We start from the raw sequence: 21,170 nt of genomic DNA on the forward strand, positions 1-21,170 counted from the left end.
CATACCGATCTCGGTACGTAACAACTACCGACCTCGGTGCGTAACAACTACCGACCTCGGTGCGTAACAACTACCGATCTCGGTACGTAAGATCTACCGATCTCGGCGTGAGGGGTGGGGCGCGAGGGTGGCGGGGAGGGCGGGTGCAATGCTTGTAATGCTTGCAGAGGTTGCAGGGTGCGGTTTCATGTCGTAGTCTCGGCGTGCCCCCATGCGGTTCCGCCGGAACCGCGCGGTTCCCGCCCTGTCCGCTGTGATTCGGGCAGGGGTCGCCCAGACGAAGGAGTCCTCGTGCGCTTGCAAACCTTGCATGTCAAGCGGCATCGGCGTTCTCGCGCCCTCGGCGTGGTTGCCGCCGCCGCTGTCACCCTGTCCACCGGCGCCATCGGCCTGGCCGCTCAGCCCACCATCGCCGCCGCCGACGAGGCGGTCCCCGCATCCGTAGCCCTGGTCGGCTCGCTGCAGGACGAGCTCGGCTGCGGCGCCGACTGGGACCCCGCCTGCGCGGTCACCGAGCTGACCGATGCCGACGGCGACGGCACCTGGGAACTCACCGCCACCGTGCCCGCAGGCGCCTACGAGATCAAGGTCGCCCTTAACGACACCTGGGACACCTCCTACGGCAAGGACGGCGGCGCCGACAACATCCCCCTCACGCTCGCCGGCGACGCCGAGCTCACCTTCACCTGGAACCAGGACAGCCACCGCATCGGGCTCGCCTCCGCGGACCTGAGCGGCGACTACACCGACGCCGACGCCGCCCTCGCCGCCGCCCCGGTACGCCAGGGCACCGCTGAGCAGTTCTACTTCGTGCTCACCGACCGCTTCGCCAACGGCGACACCTCCAACGACGCCGGCGGGCTCACCGGCGGCAGCGACATCACCGGCCTTGACCCCACCGACAAGGGCTACTACCACGGCGGTGACATCCAGGGGCTGATCGACCACCTGGACTACATCCAGGACCTGGGCACCACCGCCATCTGGCTGACCCCCTCCTTCACCAACCAGCCCGTCCAGGGCAGCGGCGCGGACGCCTCCGCCGGCTACCACGGCTACTGGATCACCGACTTCACCTCCATCGACCCGCACCTGGGCGGCAACGAGGCGCTGGCACAGCTGCGCGACGCCCTCCACGCGCGCGGCATGAAGCTGTACCTGGACATCATCACCAACCACACCGCCGACCTCATCAGCTATGAGGAGGGCACCTACTCCTACGTCGAGACCGCCGACGTGCCCTACACCGACGCCGCCGGCAACGTCATCGACATCTCCGCCCTGGCCGGCCGGGAGGACTTCCCCGCCCTCGACGCCGCCACCTCATTCCCCTACACGCCCGTGCGCAACGGCGACGTCATCCCCGAGGCCCTGAACGACGTCACCCTGTACCACAACCGCGGCGACTCCACCTGGACGGGGGAGTCCACCACCATGGGCGACTTCCAGGGCCTGGACGACCTGATGACGGAGAACCCGATCGTCGAGCAGACCTTCGAGGACGTCTACACTGCCTGGATGGACTTCGGCGTGGACGGCTTCCGCATCGACACCGTCAAACACGTCAACTACGAGTTCTGGCAGGCCTGGACCGCCGCCATCGACGCCCACGCCGCGGCCACCAACCCGGACTTCTTCACCTTCGGCGAGGTCTATGACGCCGACGCCACCAAGACCAGCCCCTACGTGCGCGGCACCGGCATGGACGCCACCCTCGACTTCGGCTTCCAGGCCGCCGCCCTGGCCTTCGCCCGGGGCCGGCCAACGACGAACCTGGGCACCTTCTTCGCCACCGATGACTACTACACGACCGACCACTCCAGCATCTACGCCGAGCCCACCTTCCTGGGCAACCACGACATGGGCCGCATCGGCTACCTGCTGGGCGGCGGGACCGGCAGCGCGGAGCTGCTCACCCGATCCGAACTGGCCCACTCCCTGATGCTGCTGACCCGCGGCCAGCCGGTCATCTACTACGGCGATGAGCAGGGCCTGGTCGGCTCCGGCGGGGACAAGGACGCCCGCCAGGACATGTTCGCCACCCAGGTGGACCAGTACGCGAACGAGCAGCTCATCGACGGAACCGTTGCCGGTTCCACCGACCGCTACGACACCGACTCCGCGCTGTACAAGCACATCGCCGAGCTGGCCGAGCTGCGGGCCGCCTACCCGGCCCTGTCCACCGGCTCCCAGATCGAGCTGTACTCCCAGGACTCCGCCGGCGTATACGCCTTCGCCCGCGTGGACCGCGACGAGAAGGTCGAGCACCTGGTCGCCCTGAACAACGCCGGGGAGGAGCAGACCGTCACCTTCAAAACCCTCACCCCCGGCGCCGCCTACACCCCCCTGTACGGCACCGACAAGGCGGTCACCGCCGACGCCGACGGCACTGTCACGCTGACCGTGCCCGCGATGAGCGCCGTCGTCCTGCGCGCCGACGCCACCGTCGCCGCCGCCGCGGACCAGACCGTCGCCTTCACCACCCCCAATGGCGCGAACCTGTCCGGCACCACCGCGGAGCTCGTCGCCGCCACCGCCGCCGACCGCTGGGCGGAGACCACCTTCTCCTACCGGAGGCTCGGCACCGAGGACTGGACCACCGTCGGCACCGCCGAGGACGACACCCCGCGTGTATACGCGGACGTCTCCGCCCTGCCCGCCGGCACCGTCCTGGAGGTGCGGGCGGTAACCACCGACGCCGCCGGCAGCCGGGCCGCCGCCTCGACCCTCGCCGTCGTCGGCGCGGACCTGTCCGGCGTGCAGCCGCAGGCCGACCCGGCCGCCCCCATCGACGGCCTGGAGGTCACCATCCCCGGCGACCACAACACCGAGATGGGCTGCATCTCCGACTGGCAGCCCGACTGCGAGCAGGCGCTGCTGGCCCAGGACCCGGCCTCCGGCCTGTACACCGGCACCTTCGACATCCCCGCCGGCACCTGGCAGTACAAGATCGCCATCGGCGGCACCTGGGACGAGAACTACGGCGCCGACGGCGTGCCCGGCGGCGACAACATCACCTACACCGCCGCCGGCGGGCCGGTCACCTTCTACTACGACGCCCGCACCCACCAGGTGTGGAACGACGCCGAGGCCCCGGCGGTGACCCTGCCCGGCTCCTTCCAGGACGAGCTCGGCTGCGAATCCGACTGGGACCCCGCCTGCCTGGCCTCGATCATGCGGCCGAACGGCGACGGGACGTGGACCTTCTCCACCGAGGCGCTGCCCACCGGCTCCTATGAGGTGAAGGTCGCCGTCGGCCTGTCCTGGGCGGAGAACTACGGGGTGGACGGTGCCGCGGACGGCGCCAACTACTCCTTCTCCGCAACCGCGGGCAAGAGTGTCGTCTTCACCTACGACGGCGCCACCCACCTGCTGACCATTGAGGTCGCGGACCCGCCCGTCGCCGGCACCGGCGAGGAGCGCGCCTACTGGGTCGACTCCACCACGCTGGCCTGGCCGGTGAGCCTGCTGCCCGACGGCGTGACCCGTGGCGACGTGGTCGGCGACGACGGCGCCCCGGCCGCCGACGCCCCCATCAGCCTGGGCCTGGTGCTCGCCCCCGAAGGCGGCGCCGCCCTGGCCGACGGGAAGGTGACGGGCGGCACCGAGACGCCGCTGCGCATCACCGGCAACCTGCCCGACGACGTCCTGGCCGCACACCCCAACCTCGCCGACTACATCGCCGTCTCACCGACCGACGCCGACGGCAAGGCCCTGCTGTCCGAGGCGGAGGTCGCCGAGGCCCTCAAGGGCCAGGTGGCCGTGGTCCAGCGCGGCGCCGACGGCACCGGCGCGACCGCCTTCACCGGCGTGCAGACCGCCGTCGTCATCGACTCCCTGTACGCCGACGCCGTCGCCGACGCGCCGCTGGGCGTCACCTTCGCGGGCGGCGTCCCCGACTTCGCGCTGTGGGCGCCCACCGCCCAGGCGGTCACCCTGCTGACCTGGGACACGGGCACGGCCACCGGCTCGGCCGCCCTCGTGGACGGCGAGGCCGTGCGCACCGCCGCCGTGCGCGGGGCCGACGGCCGCTGGACGGTGAACGGCGCCGACGCCGGCATCACCGCCGGCTCCCAGTACCTGTGGGAGGTCAAGGTGTATGCGCCGTCCACCGGGAAGGTGGAGACCAACCTGGTCACCGACCCCTACTCGGTGGGCTTGACCCTGGGCTCGGCGCGGTCGGTCGCCGTCGACCTGTCCGACCCGGACCTGGCCCCCGAGCAGTGGGCGGGGACCGCCTCCCCACTGGTCTCCTCCGACGCGGCCCGCACCATCTACGAGCTGCACGTGCGCGACTTCTCCGCCGCGGACGCCACCGTCCCGGAGGCCTACCGCGGCACCTACAAGGCCTTCACCGTCACCGACTCCGACGGTATGCGGCACCTGGCCGAGCTCGCGGACGCCGGCATCGACACCGTCCACCTGCTGCCGACCTTCGACATCGCCACCATTGAGGAGGACCGCTCCGCCCAGCAGGTGCCGGACATCCCGGCCGACGCCGGCCCGGACTCCACCGAGCAGCAGGCGGCCGTGTCGGCCGTGAAGGACGCCGACGCCTACAACTGGGGCTACGACCCCTACCACTACACGACCCCCGAGGGCTCCTACGCCACCGCGGGCAACCAGGACGGCGGCGCCCGCACCTACGAGTTCCGTGAGATGGTCGGCGCCCTGCACGCCACCGGCCTGCAGGTGGTGCTGGATCAGGTCTTCAACCACACGGCCGGCGCCTGCCAGGACGCCACCTCGGTGCTGGATCGGGTGGTGCCCGGCTACTACCAGCGGCTGGACGCCAAGGGTGACGTGCTCACCTCCACCTGCTGCCCCAACACCGCCACCGAGAACGCCCTGGCGGAGCGGCTCATGATCGACTCGGTGGTCACCTGGGCGCGCGACTACCACGTGGACGGCTTCCGCTTCGACCTGATGGGCTACCACTCGGTGGACACCATGAAGAAGCTGCGCGCCGCACTGGATGAGCTCACGGTTGAGCGGGACGGGGTGGACGGCTCGGCCATCTACCTGTACGGAGAGGGCTGGAACATGGGGGAGATCGCGGACAACGCCCTGTTCACCACCGCCACCCAGGGCCAGTTGGACGGTACCGGGATCGGCACCTTCAACGACCGGCTGCGCGACGCCGTCCACGGCGGCGGCCCCTTCGACGACGACCCGCGCACCTACCAGGGCTTCGGCACCGGGCTTTACACCGCGCCCAACGGCCGGTCCGACCGGACCGCGGAGGAGCAGCTGGCCGACCTCGGTCACGCCGTCGACCTGGTCAAGCTGGGGCTGGCCGGCAACCTGAAGGACTACTCCTTCACCCAGTCCGACGGGACGGTCAAACGCGGGGCGGAGATCGACTACAACGGGCAGGCGGCCGGTTACGCCTCCAGCCCGGAGGAGACGATCAACTACGTGGACGCCCACGACAATGAGACCCTGTTCGACCTGGGTGTCTACAAGCTGGCCGCGGACACGTCCATGGCCGACCGGGTGCGTATGAACAGCCTGTCGCTGGCCACCGTGACGCTCGGCCAGTCGCCGTCCTTCTGGGCGGCGGGCACCGAGCTGCTGCGCAGCAAGTCGCTGGACCGCGACTCCTACAACTCCGGCGACTACTTCAACGCGATCGACTGGACCGGGCAGGACAACGGCTTCGGCGCCGGGCTGCCCATGGAGTCCTCCAACGGCTCCAAGTGGGACATCCAGCGCCCGCTGCTGGCCGACGCCGCGCTCAAGCCCACGGCGGAGGATATTGCCGCCTCCAAGGCGCAGATGCTGGACTTCCTGCGGATCCGCACCTCGACGCCGCTGTTCCACCTGGGCTCGGCCGACGCCATCCAGGCCAAGCTCTCCTTCCCGAACTCCGGGACGGACGCGACGGCCGGCGTGATCGCCATGCTCATCGACGACACCGTGGGCGACGACGTGGACGCCTCGCTGGCGGGCGTGCTGGTGGTGTTCAACGCCTCCGACGCCGAGGTCAGTGAGACGATCACGGACCTGGCCGGCCGGGAGTTCGTGCTGCACCAGGTGCAGGCCGATGGCGCCGACGAGGTGGTCAAGGCCGCGGCCTTCGACGCGGCCACCGGAACCGCCACCGTCCCGGCACGCACCGTGGCGGTCTATGTGGAGAAGCAGGCGGGCGGCTCCGCCGAGCCCACTGCCGAGCCCACCGCCGAGCCCACTGCGGTGCCGACCGCAACGGCGGAGCCCTCCGCAGAGCCCACTGCGGCGCCTACGGCTGATCCCGCCGCCCCCACCGCTGCTGAGCCCACGGGCGCGCCGACCGCAGCACCCGGTGGGGAGGCGACGGCGTCGGCGCAATCGGTCGCCTCGGCGGCGGGGGCCTCGCCGTCGGCCGCCGCGACGGGTGCAGCCACCGGTCCGCTGGCCCGCACCGGCGCCACCGGGCTGATGCCGCTGACCGCAGCCGCCTTGGCGCTCATCGCTGCGGGAGTACTCCTGCGGCGGCGTCGGCGGGCCTGAACCGCGGCGCACCGACTGGGGAGGCGCCCGGAGCCGAGTGACTGGTTCCGGGCGCCTCCCCTCATTTGTGCCCGCCGCCGGGGCCGTCTACTACGCGGGTTGGGCGTTAACAACGCTACTTAACGCTCTGCTGTATACCTCGGAGCCCTTCAGCAGACGGTTAACCGGCGTTGTTAACCCCGAAGGGGCGTTGCAGACGCCGGCCGACCCCGCCGGCGCCGCAACACCCGCCGGGACGGCCCCGAAGGCGCGCTCGCCTCCGTACCGTCCCGGCGGGTCTGCGTGATGGTCTGCGCGGTCGAGGAGTCAGCTCACGCGATCGCCGCGACCGCGGCGCGCGTTGAGGTACGCGCCGACGGCGAGCAGGGCGAGGCCGCAGGCGATCCAGGCGGTCAGTACCCACGGGCCGGCTCCCATGCCCGCGCCGTCGAAGTAGGCGGCGGAGCGCAGCCAGGTGCCGGCCGCACCCACCGGCAGCAGCTGCCCGAAGGTTCCCCATCCACTGGGGAGCCACTGCCAGCCGGTGGCGAGACCGGAGAGCGGGTTGGCCACGAACAGCATGAGTACGGCTCCGAGCCCGAAGCCCGCGTAGCCCAGGGTCTCCTGCAGGCCGATCAGAGTCAGGGAGATCGCCGCGATGCCTAGGCTCAGCCCCGCCCACAGCAACAGGAAGGAGCCGTCGACGGCGCCGAACCAGGTCTGCAGTACGGCGGCGACGCACAGGCCGCCGAGTGCCGCGATTGCAACGGCGCCCAGGGCGCGCCTCCACGGGGAGGTGCGCAGTACCAGGCTCAGGATCACGCCCGAGGCCATGCCGCCGAACACGAGCGGCAGCGCGATGGCGGACAGTCCAACACCGGAGGGGTCGGACTCCGTCAGCGGGGCGACGTCGGTGACGATGACCGTCTGCGAGGCGCTCGCCTCCTGCTGCACCTTAAGGAGCGTGGCGGCGTCGGCGCCCTGCGCCTGGGCGGCGGCCACGGCCTGGGAGTCGGCCTGCGCCTCCAGGGTGGTGGCGAGGTTCGTCAGCAGGGCGGCGTAGGGACTGCCCGCGCCGGAGGCGGTGACGACCTCGATCTGTTGGCCGGACTCGTCGGCGGTGATGGTGATCCCCCCGATGGCCTCACGGTTCTCAACCGCACCGGCCACAGCCTCGCCGTCCGCGACGACGGTTACGTCGAAGACCCCGGGTGCGGCGGTGTCCAGCTGCGTCAGCAGTTGGTCCTGCACGGCCTGCGGCGCCGAGAGGGCCAGCGGCAGGTCCTGTGCCCCGGAGTTGATGGACGGGGCCAGGAACGCCAGGAGCATGAGGATGATGACGACGGGGATGCCGAGCGTGGCGAGCAGGAGCCCGCGGGTGGAACGTCGCGGGTCCGAGGGTGTGTTGGAAGCCGACGCGGCGGTAGGGGTTAGGGCGGTCATCGGTTGCTCGATTCTGTAAGTGGAGCGATTTGCTCCGGAAGTAATCCGGAGCGTATCGCTCCGGATGTAGTCTGGGCAAGTCCGCGGGACCGACTCGCGGGGGAGAGGAGCATCACCATGCGGGTGGACGCCGTCGCCAACCGGGACTCGATCATCAAGGCGGCCCGGGAACTGTTCGCCGACGTCGGCGTCGACGTCCCCGTCAGAAGGATCGCCACGGAGGCGGGAGTCGGGATTGGCACCCTGTACCGGCATTTTCCAGACCGGCTGAGCCTGGTGGCCGGGGTCGCCGACGAGGTCTACGAGCAGCTCGACGCGGCCGCGGGGCGCTGCGAGCAGGCATGGAGCCGTGACCCCGAGGCCGCCTGGGCCGGTTTCGTGCATGAGGTGGCGTCGTTGCGACTGGGGCGCCTGCTGACTCAGGTCGGCACCCGCTCCGAGCTGTTCGAGGCGGGGGGGCTGGGACCTGCGCTGCGCGAGCGCGCCGTCGAGCGCATCTCCGGTTTGCTTCAGGCGGCCCGCGCCGCCGGGCTGGTACGTGAGGGGGTGGACCCGGTCCGCTTTCAGATCGGCGTGGTGGAGGTATCGCGGCCGCTGGGGGCGATCGTCGATGAAATGGCTCCCGGCTGGCAGGACTGGCTGGTAGGGGTCTATCTGCGCGGCCTGCGGCCATAACCCCGGACGCGCCCCGCGGCACGCCGCCACCGCAGTGTCTTGACAGGTGATGGTCGTTACTGGAAGCGTCGCGCTAGACTCGCGCCAACAGTCAGGAAGGTGTTCCTATGGCCAACGTCGTCCCGGTACATCACGACGCCCCGGTCCGCCACGAGCTCCCCGGCGTCGGTGAGGCGCGCGCCTACTGGGTGGATGAGACCACCCTCGCCTGGCCCGCCGACCTGCTACCGGCAATGGTTGACGTCGAGGCGCTGCGCGTACGCCCCCCGGAGGGATTCCCGGCCCAGTGCCCAGTCACCTTCGGGCTGATCGCCGCACCCAGCGGCGGCGCTCGGCTCGTAGACGGCATCCTCCAGGCAGGCCCAGACGCCCAGGAGATCCCCCTGTGCGTTCACGGCCTGCTGGAGGATCTGCTCGGTCAGGAGGCGATGACCGCTCACCCCGCCCTGCGCGGCTACCTGGCCCTGTCCCTGGAGGACGAGTTCGGCAGCCGCCGCGTCGAGCGTGAGGACATCACACTGCTGCTGACCGGACAGCTGGCGGTGGTGCAGCGCACCGCAGCCTCCACCGGTGGCTGGGTCACCGCCTTCACCGAAGTCCAGACGTGGCCGGTGCTCGACCGGCTGTACGCCGACGCCGCCGCCCGGGACGGCTCCGCGCCCCTCGGTGCCGCCATCGGCCCCGACGGCGTCCCCTCCTTCGCCCTGTGGGCGCCGACCGCCGTCGACGTCGCCCTGCTCGCCTGGCCCACCGGCGACCCCGCCGGCTCGGTGCCGCTGGCGGAGGGAGACCCCATCCGGGTCCCCGCCGACAGGGCCGACGCCGACTCCTGGGACGGCCGCTGGGAGGTGGGCGTGGAGGCGGCCCGCGCCGCCGGCGTCAACGCCGGCTCCCAATACCTGTGGGAGGTGCGCGTCTACGTACCCGCCACCGGACGGGTGGAGACGAACCTGGTCACCGACCCCTACTCGCGGGCGCTTACCGTCGACTCCCGCCGGAGCGTCGTCGTCGACCTGAACCGGCGGGACCTGAAGCCGTCATCCTGGCGAGAGAACCTCAGCCCCGTCGTCATCTCCGACGCGGCCCGCTCCATCTACGAGCTGCACGTACGCGACTTCTCCGCCGCCGACCCCACCGTCCCCGAGGAGCTGCGCGGCACCTACACCGCCTTCTCCCTCGCCTCCGACGGGACCCGCCACCTGCGACGACTGGCCGCCGCCGGCATCGACACCCTCCACCTGCTGCCCACCTTCGACTTCTGCTCCGTGCCCGAGGCGCGCGCCGCCCAGCGCACGCCCCAGATCCCCGCCGACGCCTCCCCGGCCTCGCGCCGCCCGCAGGCGGCCATCACCGCCGTCGCCGACGACGACGCCTACAACTGGGGCTACGACCCCTGGCACTGGCTGGTCCCGGAGGGCTCCTACGCGCGCGAGGACCATCAGGACGGCGGGGCCCGCGTATACGAGTTCCGGGAGATGGTCGGCGCCATCCACGGCATGGGCCTGCAGGTGGTGCTGGACCAGGTCTTCAACCACACGGGCGCCTCCGGGCAGGACCCCCACAGTGTGCTCGACCGCATCGTCCCCGGCTACTACCACCGCCTGGACGCCGCCGGGAACGTGGAGATGTCCACCTGCCGCAACAACATCGCCACCGAGCACCGCATGGCCGAGCGGCTCCTGATCGACGCCTGCGTGTCCTGGGTGGTGGACTACCGGGTCGACGGGTTCCGCTTCGACCTGATGGGCTACCACTCGCTGGCGACCATGGCGCAGCTCCAGGCCGCGCTGGCGGAGGTCGCCGAGGACGCCGTCGGGCACCCCGTCTACCTGTACGGCGAGGGCTGGAACATGGGGGAGGTGGCGAACAACGCCCTGTTCACCCAGGCCACCCAGGGGCAGGCGGGCCTGCTGGGCATCGGCACCTTCAACGACCGCGTGCGCGACGCCGTCCACGGGCACAGCAACGACACCGACCCACGGGTGCCGCAGGGGCTGGGCAACGGCGAGCTGACCGACCCCAATGGCTATGACGACCGCTCGGAGGAGGCCAAGCGCGACGACCTGGCCTGGCGCACCGACCTGGTGCGACTGGCCCTGGCCGGCAACCTGCGCGACTTCGAGCTCCCCGGCTCCGACGGGCGCTGGGTCCGGGGCGAGGAGATCCGCTACGGCGAGCAGCCCGCCGCCTACGGGCTCACCCCCGCGGACTCCGTCAACTACGTGGACGCCCACGACGACGAGACCCTGTTCGACCGCCTCGCCTACAAGCTGCCGCCCGGCACCCCCATGTCGGAGCGCATCCGCATGAACACGCTGTGCCTGGCCACGGTCACGCTCGGTCAGTCGCCGTGCTTCTGGGCGGCGGGTACCGAGCTGCTGCGCAGCAAGTCGCTGGACCGCGACTCCTACAACTCCGGCGACCACTTCAACGCCATCGACTGGGCCGGGCGCGACAACGGCTGGGGGCGCGGCCTGCCGCCGGCCGCCCGCAACTTCGACGCCTGGGTGGTGCAGGCCGGCATCCTCATGCGTGAGGACCTGCGCCCCGCCGCCGCCGACATCGCCGCCGCCCGGGAGCAGGCCCTCGACCTGCTGCGTCTGCGGCGCTCCAGCCACCTGTTCTCCCTCGGCTCGGCCGCGCTCATCCGCGAGCGGGTGTCCTTCCCGACCGGTGACTTCGATACTCCCGGGCTGGTGATCATGCTGATCGACGATGGCGCCGGGGCCAGCGACGTCGACCCCGACCTGGATGGGCTGCTGGTGGTGATCAACCCCGCGCCCGGTGCCGTGGAGCAGCGTGTGGATGCGCTGGTGGACCGGTACTTCGAGCTGAGCGACATACAGATGGAGGGGGCTGACCCGATCGTCAAGGACACCCGCTTCGACGCGACTACCGGCACCATCACGGTGCCCGGCCGCACCGTAGCCGTCCTCTGCGAGCGCTGACAGCGCCCCGCCCGCCCCTCGTCCTACCCGCCCCTCGTCCTACCCGCCCCTCGCCGAGGTCGGTCGTTATAACCACCGAGGTCGGTAGAAGTTACGTGCTGAGATCGGTAGATATAACCACCGAGGTCGGTTGATGTTACGTGCCGAGGTCGGTAGATATGGCGTCGGCTCATTGTTTGGAGCGCAGTTTGGCGCGCAGGTCGTCCCAGTAGGCCAGGCGCTCGCGGATGCGCCGCTCGTGGCCGTGGGCGGTGGGCTCGTACAGGCGCTCGCGCTGCTCGCGGGGCGGGAGACCCTCGGGCATGTAGTCGGCGCCGGAGAAGCCCTCCGGGGTGTCCGGGTCGTACTGATAGCCCTCGCCGTACCCGAGTTCCTTCATCAGCCGGGTCGGTGCGTTCAGGATGTGCGCCGGCGGCATGAGCGAGCCGGTTTGCCGCGCCAGCTTCATCGCCCGACCCAGGGCCCGGTAGACGCTGATCGACTTCGGCGCCGTCGCCAGGTAGACGACCGCCTGGGCGATGGCCAGTTCCCCCTCCGGGGAGCCCAGCCGTTCGTAGGTGTCCCACGCGGCCAGGGTCATCTGCAGTGCGCCGGGATCGGCCATGCCGACGTCCTCGGAGGCGAAGCGCACCAGCCGCCGCGCAATGTATAGCGGGTCCTCTCCACCGGCGAGCATGCGCGCCAGCCAGTACAGGGCGGCGTCCGGGTCGGAGCCGCGCATGGACTTGTGGAGTGCGGAGATGAGGTTGTAGTGCTCCTCGGAGGACTTGTCATACAGGGGCGCCCGGGAGGCGACGACGGCGGTCAGCGCCGCTTCGTCCAACTCGACCGGACCGGTGGAGGCGGCAGTCGTGGGCGCCGCGGGTCCCGCGGAGGCCTTGCCGGATTGTGTGCCCGCTCGGCCCTGGGAGTCGGCATAACCGACGACCTGCTCAACCATGCCCAGCAGGTAGCGGCCGTCGCCGTCGGCCATGGCCAGCAGCGCGCGACGGGCGCCGTCGGTCAGCGGCAGTCGCCGACCGAGCAGCGCCTCGGCGCGGGCAAGGAGTTCGGCCAGGGCGTCGTCGTCGAGGCGGTGCAGCACCAGTACCTGGCAGCGGGACAGGAGCGCCCCGTTGAGCTCGAAGCTGGGGTTCTCGGTGGTGGCGCCCACGAGCACCACGGTGCCGTCTTCGACGTACGGCAGGAAGGAGTCCTGCTGGGCGCGGTTGAAGCGGTGAATCTCGTCGACGAACAGCAGGGTGCCCTGGCCGACCTCGCGGCGGCGCGCGGCGGCGGCGAAAACCTTGCGCAGGTCGGCCACGCCGGAGAAGGTGGCCGACACCTGCTCGAACACCAGGCCGGTGCGATCCGCCAGCAGCCGGGCGATGGTCGTCTTCCCGCAGCCGGGTGGGCCCCACAGGATGATAGAGGCCAGGCGGCCGGCCGCGACCATCCGCCCCAGCGGGGCGTCCGCGGCCAGCAGGTGGTCCTGACCGACGACGTCGTCGAGTGTGCGCGGCCGCAGCCGGTCCGCCAGCGGGCGAGTGGGGTCGTCGACGATCGGGCCGCTGGCGTCGGCCGCGGCGTCGAAGAGCGAGGGCGCGTCCTGCGGGGTCATGGCACCAGGCTACGGGGCCGGCCCGACGGCGGGCACAGCTACTGGGCTCGCCTCGCCTCCCAGGCGGTGGCTCTACCCGTGCCGAGTTCACCTGTGTAGGAGGCCGGAACCGGGGCACGGGCTCGGTCAAGGTGGCACGGAATGCACCACTTTAGGAGCCTGCCCGGTTCTGAGCGCTCGGTGGTTCGGCGGAATCGGGCCGTTTCTGGCGGCGTGGTGCGCGCGATGTGATTGAAAGTGGTGCATCTGGTGACAGGCGTGGGCCTGCGGGTGGGTGGTGGCAGGGGAAGGAGCTTGCCTCCCGTCTAAAAATAGCTATCATATTGCTATAGCTGCTGCGGGAGTCGGGAGGGTTCACCTCCGCCGCTGCGGCTGGAACCGGAGGTCGCCATGTCCACGACGCCGCGCGTCACTGCTCCCCAGCAGGACCCCGTCCCTGCTGCAGGACGTGTCGATATAGCGGAGAGGCCCGTCACCTGCGTGGGTTCCGGGCTTGCCTTCTTAGGCCTGTTCACGTTGCTGTTGGTGTTCGCCGGATCGGTGCTCGCCTTCGGTGTCGGCATTACGGTGATAGAGAAAGGGGATGAGAGTGGCGGTCTCCCGCTCGCGGGTGGGGGTCTGCTCGGGGCCGTCTTTGCGGTCGTATTGCTATTAACGTCCTTCGCGGTGGTCGCACCGGGACAGACCAGTGTGCGCCAGTTCTTCGGCCGCTACATCGGCACCGTGCGCCGCACCGGCCTGGTCCTGCTGCCGCCGCTGACATCCGGCAAGAAGGTGTCCATCAAGGTCCACAACTTCGAGACCAGCGAGATCAAGGTCAATGACCTGGACGGCAACCCCGTGGAGATCGCCGCCATCGTCGTCTGGCAGGTGGCCGACACGGCGCGCGCGGTATTCGCCGTCGAGGCCTACGAGGACTTCATCAAGGCGCAGGCCGAATCGGCGCTGCGGCACGTGGCCACCACTCACCCCTACGATGAGCCCGGCCCGGGCGAGACCTCGCTGCGTGGCGGCACCGATCTGGTCTCCGCCGAACTCGCGGAGGAGGTCGCTGCGCGCGTGGCGATTGCCGGCCTGGAGATCATCGAAGTGCGCATCTCCTCGCTCGCCTACGCCCCGGAGATCGCCCAGGCGATGCTGCAGCGGCAGCAGGCCGGCGCCGTCATCGCCGCCCGCGAGCAGATCGTCGAGGGTGCGGTGACCATGGTCGACCAGGCCCTCAAGCGGCTGGAGGCCGACGACATCGTGTCCATGGACGACGAGCGTCGCGCCCAGATGGTCTCCAACCTGCTGGTGGTGCTCTGCTCCGACCAGCGCACGCAGCCAGTCGTCAACGCCGGCTCCCTGTACGCCTGAGGTCGGTCGGCTCGGTGACGGAGGGCGCCGATGACGGGCGGTAAGCGCAAGCAGGTCCTGCTGCGGCTCGATCCGGCGGTCCACGCGGCCATCGCCAAGTGGGCCGCCGACGACCTGCGCTCGGTCAACGCCCAGATCGAGATCATCCTGCGGCGCGCGCTCGACGACGCCGGTCGGGGCGTCAAGGCCGCGCCCATGCGGGGCAGGGGCCGGCCCCGGAAGGACGTCGAGGGCGCCGACGGCGCCCGGGATGGCGATGGTGCGAGTTCTGTCGGGGCAGGTGGCGGGTAACGCTGCGGTGATGGGCTCGATGTGGGCCCTCGCGAAGGAGGACCGCCGCTTCGTGGAGGTCATACCAGTCGACTGACGTGACGCAGTCCGGATGTGGGGTCGGGGTGTCCGGATCTATGACAAACGGGCTCGACGGTGTTAGCGGCTGCGGACGAATCGTTGGAATTATGCGGGTGCCGAATCGGGCCTGGCGGGCGTCGACGGTCGTTTGTCATCGATTTGGACACCGCGTCTCCGGACAGCCGGCTCGCAGGCCGTCGGGCGGGCAGTGGCGGTCTGTGCAGCTCCGATGGCGCCGACCTCAACCGGCCTCGACATCCTCAAACCCGAAGAGCCACCCGACCGTCCTGCAAATTGACCAGCAGGACATCGCCGGGTTCCTTCCGCGGACTACACACAAGCCACCCATTGCGCGGTGTTGTGGCAACATCTATTCCGTCGAGCGCGAGTCGACCGGTGGACCAGGCAATGCCGGCCGCTGACACCGCCACGATGTTCAAGTCAGTGATGAGCAGTAGCAGCCGCGGATCTTGAATGTACCGCGTATCGACAACCGAGCGGCGGGCCTGTCTGATCTCCACGAATGAATGCGGGTCACGAGTGTCGCCTAGAAACGGTGTGCCGCGACTAATGATGCATGCGACCCACTCCTTCGGTGTCGCGTACACCCCGGTAAGAGCACGAATACCCGGTCGGGCGGAGTGAATCCCGAGGGTGTACGCGGCAGCGTCGTCAGGCTCCACAAGGTAGGTCACCATATAGGCCCCGAGGTTGCTCCCTATCTCGTGGTCCGGTCCTTCGGGCGGCAGATCAATGGCGCTGATGCGGTATCTGGCCGCGCCGAATGGGTCCATCGACTCTCAGCCTACTGCGCGGGCTGGCGACAGCTGGGGCTTGAGGGAGTGGTGCCCGTCTCCGCTGCAACTTCGACCGACTTCGGTGGTGATATCGACCGACTTCGGTGGTGATATCTACCGATCTCGATGGTTACTTTGACCGACCTCGGTGAAGGTGGGTGGCGAGGTAGCGGCCGGTGAGGCTGCCGGTGTGCTCGGCGTCGGCGGCCAGCTGCTCCGGGGTGCCGGCGGCGACCACGCGGCCGCCCGCCTCGCCGCCGCCCGGGCCCATGTCGATGACCCAGTCGGCGTTGGCGATCATGTCCAGGTCGTGCTCGATGACCACCACGCTTGCGCCCCGCTCCACCAGCCGGTCCAGCACGCCCAGCAGCACGCGCACGTCCAGCGGGTGCAGGCCGATGCTCGGCTCGTCGAGCACGAACACCGTGCCGTGCTGGTCGCGGCCCAGGTCGGCCGAGAGCTTCAACCGCTGCGCCTCGCCACCGGACAGGGCCATCGTCGTCTCCCCGAGCGTCAGGTAACCCAGTCCCAGCTCGGACAGCAGGCGCAGGTGGCGGCGCACCTTGGGCAGGTCGGCGCAGGCCCGTTCGGCCTGGTCCACCGTCAGCGCCAGTAGCTCCGGCAGGGACAGTCCCGCGGCATCCCGGCCGCCGTCGCCCCCGTCGGTCTGGCCGTCGCCCCCGTCGGCCTGCCGGTCGCCCGCCGCCCGGGCGCCTGCGGCCCCGCCGCCCGGCACTCGGCGGATTTCACGCGCCGCGTCGCCGTAGCGGGAGCCGTCGCAGTGGGGGCAGACGATGTCGACGTCGGGCAGGAACTGCACATCCAGGACGATCTGGCCGGTACCGTCGCAGTGATCGCAGCGCAGCGAGCCGGTGTTGTAGGAGAAGTCGCCGGCCTTCAACCCCGCCTGGCGCGCGGCCGGGGTGCGCGCGTACACGCGCCGCAGCTCGTCCATGACCCCGGAGTAGGTGGCCACGGTTGAGCGGACATTCGTGCCGATGGGGGAGGCGTCGACGACGACCACTCGCTGTGTCTGCTCGGTCTGGATGGAGGTGGCCGGGGCGGGCAGGGGGGCGTCGTCGGCGAGTGCGCGCAGCGCCGGCACCAGCGACTCCAGCACCAGGGTGGTCTTGCCGGAGCCGGACACGCCGGTCACGGCGGTGAGTCGCTGCTCGGGGATGGCGACGTCGAGCGCGTGGACCGTATGGATCGGTGCGGTCTCCAGGTGGATGGCGCCGTGGGTGAAGGCCGCTTCGGCCTCGGCCCGCTCGCGGCAGACGACCTCCGCCCGGCCGGTGATGAACGGGGCGATGCGGCTGGCCGGGTGGGCAACCGCCTGCTCCACCGGCTCGTTGACCACGATCTCGCCGCCCGCCTGCCCCGAGCCCGGACCGATCTCCAGCAGCCAGTCGGCCTCGCGCAGCAGGGCGACGTCGTGATCCACCACCAGCACCGAGTTCCCGTCCGCCAGCAGGTCCCGCACCACGCCGGTCAGACCGTCCAGGTTGGCCGGGTGCAGGCCGATGCTCGGCTCGTCGAGCACGTAGAGCACCCCGGTGGTGCGGTTGCGTACGGCGCGGGCCAGCTGGACGCGCTGCCGCTCCCCGGTGGACAGGGTGGAGGAGGCCCGGTCCAGGCTCAGGTAGTCCAGGCCCAGATCCAGCAGGCGGCGGGCGGTGACGGTCAGCTCGTCGACGATCTGTCGGGCCATCGCCACCAGCTCTTGCGGCATGGTGTCCGGGATGCCGGCCGCCCATTGCACCAGGTCGCCGAGCGGGAGGCGGCACGCCTCGTCCAGGCCGATGCCGCGCACCTTCGTGGAGCGCACCGCCGCGGACAGGCGGGAGCCGCCGCAGTCCGGGCAGACGGCCTCGTGCAGGAACTTCTCCACCCGCTTCATGCCGCGCTCGTCCTTCACCTTGGACAGCGCGTTCTCCACGGTGTGCACCGCGCTGTAGTAGGTGAAGTCCATTTCGGCGGCCGTGTTGGTCTTCTCGTTGACGTAGAAGAAGTGTCGCTTCTCCGCGGGGCCGTGGAACACGATCTCCCGCTCCTGCTCCGTCAGCTCGTGGAACGGAACATCTGTGCGCACGCCCATCTCCCGCACGATGTCCTTCATGATCGACCACATCAGGTTCTGCCAGGGGGCGACGGCGCCCTCATCGATGGACAGCGACTCGTCGGGCACCAGGCTCGCCTCGTCCACGGTGCGCACGACGCCGGTGCCCTCGCAGCGGGGGCAGGCACCCTCGGAGTTGAAGGCCATCATCTCGGCGCCCGGGCCGTAGAACTCCACCCCGCAGGTGGCGCAGGTGGTGGGGACCTCGAGGGCGACGTCGGTGCTGGGCGCATTGGGGTGGCCGTTGGGGCAGCAGTGCGAGCCCAGGCGCGAGTAGGCCAGGCGCAGCGAGTTGAGCACCTCGGTGGAGGTGCCGAAGGTGGAGCGCACCCCGGGTACGGGTGGACGCTGGTGCAGGGCCAGGGCGGCGGGGACGTGGAGGACCTCGTCGACGTCGGGGCGGGCCGCCTGCGTCAGGCGCCGGCGCGTGTAGGTGGACAGCGACTCCAGGTAACGGCGGGCGCCCTCCGCGTAGAGCACCCCCAGGGCCAGGGAGGACTTGCCCGACCCGGACACGCCCGCCACCGTCACCAGTTTCCCCAGCGGCACCTCGACGTCGATGTTCTTGAGGTTGTGCACGCGGGCGCCGCGCACACTGATGGTGGTCGGGCTGGACGGGGCAGTGCTGGCGGGTACGGCGCTGGCGGGCGCGGTGGCTGGCATGGGGCTCAGGCTACGTCGAGGCGCCGACACAAACACGCCGCAGCGTAATAGCGTCCCTGCTATACATATTGAGCATGAGGCGCTTCAACATTGATGCGGCGCCCGAGCTCATCCGTGCCGCGCGACGTGATGCCGGGCTGACACAGACCCAGTTGGCTGAACGTGCTGGCCTGCACCAGCCGAGTCTGGCCCAGATGGAGTCGGGCAGGCGTTCCGTCTCCGACGAAATGCTGGAACGCGTCCTGCGTGCGGCCGACTACCGCCCGTCCATCCCGCTGGCCATGCACGCCGATGAGATCAGCGCCAGTGCCAGGGCTCACGGCCTGTCGAACCCGCGGGTGTTCGGCTCAGCGCTGCGGGGTGAGGACACCTTCGACTCCGATATTGATCTGCTGGTCACGCCCGCCCCCGGCACCGACCTGTTCGATCTGGCCCTTTTCGCCGCCGAGGTTGAGGAGCTCACGGGATTCCCAGTTGAGGCGGTGGCTGATACCTCGGTGCCCGATGCCCTCAAGAGCGCCGTCCGAGAGGCGGTGCCGCTGTGAACGACGCCGTCAGTCGATGAATGATGACCTGTTCTGGGCGGTGACACAGAGGGTGCCGGAGATCCTGGACCGACTGATCGAGGAGTCGGCAGGGGTAGAACGTCTTTGACGGGCCGAGTGGTCTTGATGAACTCCAATGGCTGCCCGGCACCGGTTACACCCGCTGTTACACCAGTTGCCAGCCGGCGGCTCGGGTGCGTCGGCGCCAGAAGTCCTGGTAGGGGCCGGGGGCGTCGACGAGTTCGTCGTGCCGCCCGTGCTGGACCATCCGCCCGTCGGCGCCCAGAACAACCAACTGATCGGCGGCCGTAACGGTCTCCAACTTGTGGGCGATGACCACCAGTGTCGAGGCGCGCCGCAGCCGCTCCATTGCGGCGACGACATTCGCCTCATTCTCGGCGTCCAGCGCGCTGGTCGCCTCGTCGAACAGAACGATCGGGGCACGTTTGAGCAAGGCCCGGGCGATCGACACCCGCTGCCGCTCCCCACCGGACAGGGCGCGTCCGCCCTCTCCCACGCGGGCCTGCCATCCTCCGGGCAGACGGTTCGCGATCTCGGTGACGCCGGCAAGCTCGGCGGCCCACTGCACCTGCGCGCCGGTGGCGTCTACACGCCTGACCCGGATATTCGCCTCCAGGGTGTCATCGAACAGGTAGACGTCCTGGAACACCATGGACACCTGCCCCATGAGTTGTGCGGTCGGCATCTGCCGCACATCGGCGCCGCCGACCCGCACGCTCCCGCCGTCCACGTCCCAGAAGCGGGCGATCAGCCGGGCGATCGTCGTCTTCCCGCTGCCGGAGGGTACGACGACGGCGCACATGGAGCGTGCGGGCACGTGCATGTTCACTCCGCGCAGCACGGGTTGCTCGCGCCGGTCCTCCATGCCGATCATGCCGGTGCCGATGTCATTGAGCATGGTGGTGAAGCGCAGGCACATGCCGATCGTGGCCATTGCGGGCAGTGCCGCCAGTGCGCCCGAGGTCGCCAGTACGGCGGTGAGTGCGATCATGGCGACGACGATCACCTGGGTGAAGGCGCCGCTGAGCAGGCCCCCGGCACCCTCCCACCACATGGCGCGACGCAGGGCGCCCTGACAACGGGTCAATTCCACGATCCGCACCGCCAGCTCGCGCTCGGCGGGCTCCGCGACCGCCTTGCCGCGGCCAATCAGCGCCTGAGAGGCGCGCAGAATGACGACGAGCCCCGGCGCGGCGGCGTGAGCAGCAGTCCCAGTCGCCAGTCGATCCAGAAGGCGTATATCAGGAGTGCCAGCGGGGTTATCGCCGCATTGAGGCGGTCTACCGGCCGGCGGTGTGCACGGTTGCGGTGTCATCCGCCCTCAGGCGTCGCCTGGCGTTATCCCGGCTCCATCCGGTCACCGCGCACACCTCACCCCGGCATCCTCCCCTTGTCCTTCTTGGACGCCTTGGCATACGCCCCCGCGTACTTCCTAGTGATCTCAGCCCTGGCCTGCACCAAACAACTCACCACCGCATGCCCACCACGATCCGCGACTCTCGCGGGCAGTTCTAGATGAGGCACCGAACCACTTTCGCGGGCACCTGAGATGAGCCTCGTCGAACACTTGGCCCTGAGCGCAGCGAGGCGTAACATTATCGCCAGCACCCTGAAGCGTCACTCTCAGGAGGTGGGCCTTGACGGATCTCGCCTCAAGCGTGGTGCTCGCGTGCTTAATGGTCTTCATTGCAATTCTGAGCACTGTTGTCGGACTGAAGATGAGAAAAGGCACCCTTAAGCCTAACTCGTTTGTTGGCGTACGCACACCCCAAGCCTATCGCTCGGAAGCGGATTGGCGCCAGATACAATCTGCATCCGCTCGACCTGTACTGATTATGGGCGCGGTGGCTTTCGATTCGGCAATGCTGTTTGTTGTTCAAGCAATTATCCCCGAAGTCATTCCGTTCATCGTTCCGGTAATAATATCGATAGTGCAGATGATTCTTTGTATCGCCATGATGTGGCACGCCTCAACAACTGCCAGCAGAAGACAACCCCGGAGCCAGTATTGAAGAAACCAACGAGGCTGATCGGGCGATCGGAGCGACAGTCCTAGAGAGCCCCCCGGGTGTGCGACTTCTTGCACTTGACCGTTGTGTCACCCGCATGCAAACCGGAACGGATTAGGACGACCCCCAGGGGCTCAGCAAAGTCGGTGTCTGGGTTGGGGGTTGTTAGGGA

The 21,170-nt window shown here is 69.7% G+C and carries 11 protein-coding genes and 1 pseudogene; 7 read left to right on the forward strand and 5 right to left on the reverse strand.

Translation table 11 applies throughout. The features are described from left to right. The first annotated feature begins 291 nt into the window (after positions 1-291). The gene (pulA, locus tag E4J16_RS16040) at positions 292-6,492 is read left to right on the forward strand and encodes a pullulanase-type alpha-1,6-glucosidase (RefSeq protein ID WP_204519902.1); all 6,201 of its coding nucleotides are present in this window, start codon (positions 292-294) and stop codon (positions 6,490-6,492) included. Positions 6,493-6,798: 306 nt separating this feature from the next. Here pulA (E4J16_RS16040) and E4J16_RS01185 read toward each other — a convergent pair whose 3' ends face one another. After that, positions 6,799-7,914: an ABC transporter permease gene (locus E4J16_RS01185; RefSeq protein WP_136313018.1), complete on the reverse strand. Its 1,116-nt coding sequence runs from the start codon at positions 7,912-7,914 to the stop codon at positions 6,799-6,801. Positions 7,915-8,031: 117 nt separating this feature from the next. Between E4J16_RS01185 and E4J16_RS01190 the strand changes: the two genes are divergently transcribed. Next, positions 8,032-8,589: a TetR/AcrR family transcriptional regulator gene (locus E4J16_RS01190; RefSeq protein WP_136313019.1), complete on the forward strand. Its 558-nt coding sequence runs from the start codon at positions 8,032-8,034 to the stop codon at positions 8,587-8,589. 107 nt (positions 8,590-8,696) lie between these two features. Further along, positions 8,697-11,537, forward strand: coding sequence for a pullulanase-type alpha-1,6-glucosidase (gene pulA / locus E4J16_RS01195; protein WP_136313020.1), 2,841 nt, complete (start codon positions 8,697-8,699; stop codon positions 11,535-11,537). Between the two features lie 169 nt (positions 11,538-11,706). Here the strand turns inward: pulA (E4J16_RS01195) and E4J16_RS01200 are convergent, their stop codons facing one another. After that, positions 11,707-13,137, reverse strand: a complete 1,431-nt coding sequence (locus E4J16_RS01200; protein WP_136313021.1) for a replication-associated recombination protein A — start codon at positions 13,135-13,137, stop codon at positions 11,707-11,709. A 390-nt stretch (positions 13,138-13,527) separates the two neighbouring features. On the opposite strand from E4J16_RS01200, the gene E4J16_RS01205 reads away from it, so the two are divergent. Both E4J16_RS01205 and E4J16_RS01210 read left to right on the forward strand, forming a co-directional pair. Further along, entirely contained in the window at positions 13,528-14,493 is a 966-nt protein-coding gene (locus E4J16_RS01205) for an SPFH domain-containing protein (protein WP_136313022.1), read from the forward strand. A gap of 30 nt (positions 14,494-14,523) precedes the next feature. Beyond that, on the forward strand, positions 14,524-14,784 hold the full coding sequence (locus E4J16_RS01210) for a type II toxin-antitoxin system antitoxin (protein ID WP_136194179.1): 261 nt from the start codon (positions 14,524-14,526) through the stop codon (positions 14,782-14,784). Between the two features lie 320 nt (positions 14,785-15,104). Here E4J16_RS01210 and E4J16_RS01215 read toward each other — a convergent pair whose 3' ends face one another. Together E4J16_RS01215 and E4J16_RS01220 are read right to left on the reverse strand one after the other, a co-directional pair. Next, a complete protein-coding gene (locus E4J16_RS01215; protein ID WP_136313023.1) occupies positions 15,105-15,638 on the reverse strand; it encodes a hypothetical protein in 534 nt (177 codons plus the stop codon). A gap of 133 nt (positions 15,639-15,771) precedes the next feature. Next, a complete protein-coding gene (locus E4J16_RS01220; protein WP_168709437.1) occupies positions 15,772-18,423 on the reverse strand; it encodes an excinuclease ABC subunit UvrA in 2,652 nt (883 codons plus the stop codon). A gap of 74 nt (positions 18,424-18,497) precedes the next feature. Here E4J16_RS01220 and E4J16_RS01225 point away from each other — a divergent pair, with 74 nt between their 5' ends. Further along, positions 18,498-18,968 carry a helix-turn-helix domain-containing protein gene (locus tag E4J16_RS01225; protein WP_136313024.1) on the forward strand — a complete coding sequence of 157 codons (471 nt, stop codon included), beginning with the start codon at positions 18,498-18,500 and terminating at the stop codon, positions 18,966-18,968. A gap of 166 nt (positions 18,969-19,134) precedes the next feature. Here the strand turns inward: E4J16_RS01225 and E4J16_RS01230 are convergent. Further along, positions 19,135-20,222 (reverse strand): annotated as a pseudogene (locus E4J16_RS01230) (ABC transporter ATP-binding protein); the annotation flags it as partial. 404 nt (positions 20,223-20,626) lie between these two features. Here E4J16_RS01230 and E4J16_RS01240 point away from each other — a divergent pair. Continuing rightward, on the forward strand, positions 20,627-21,001 hold the full coding sequence (locus E4J16_RS01240) for an SdpI family protein (RefSeq protein ID WP_136313025.1): 375 nt from the start codon (positions 20,627-20,629) through the stop codon (positions 20,999-21,001). The last annotated feature ends 169 nt before the right edge of the window (positions 21,002-21,170 follow it).

This window comes from Actinomyces procaprae (assembly GCF_004798665.1).
GTDB lineage: Bacteria > Actinomycetota > Actinomycetes > Actinomycetales > Actinomycetaceae > Actinomyces > Actinomyces procaprae.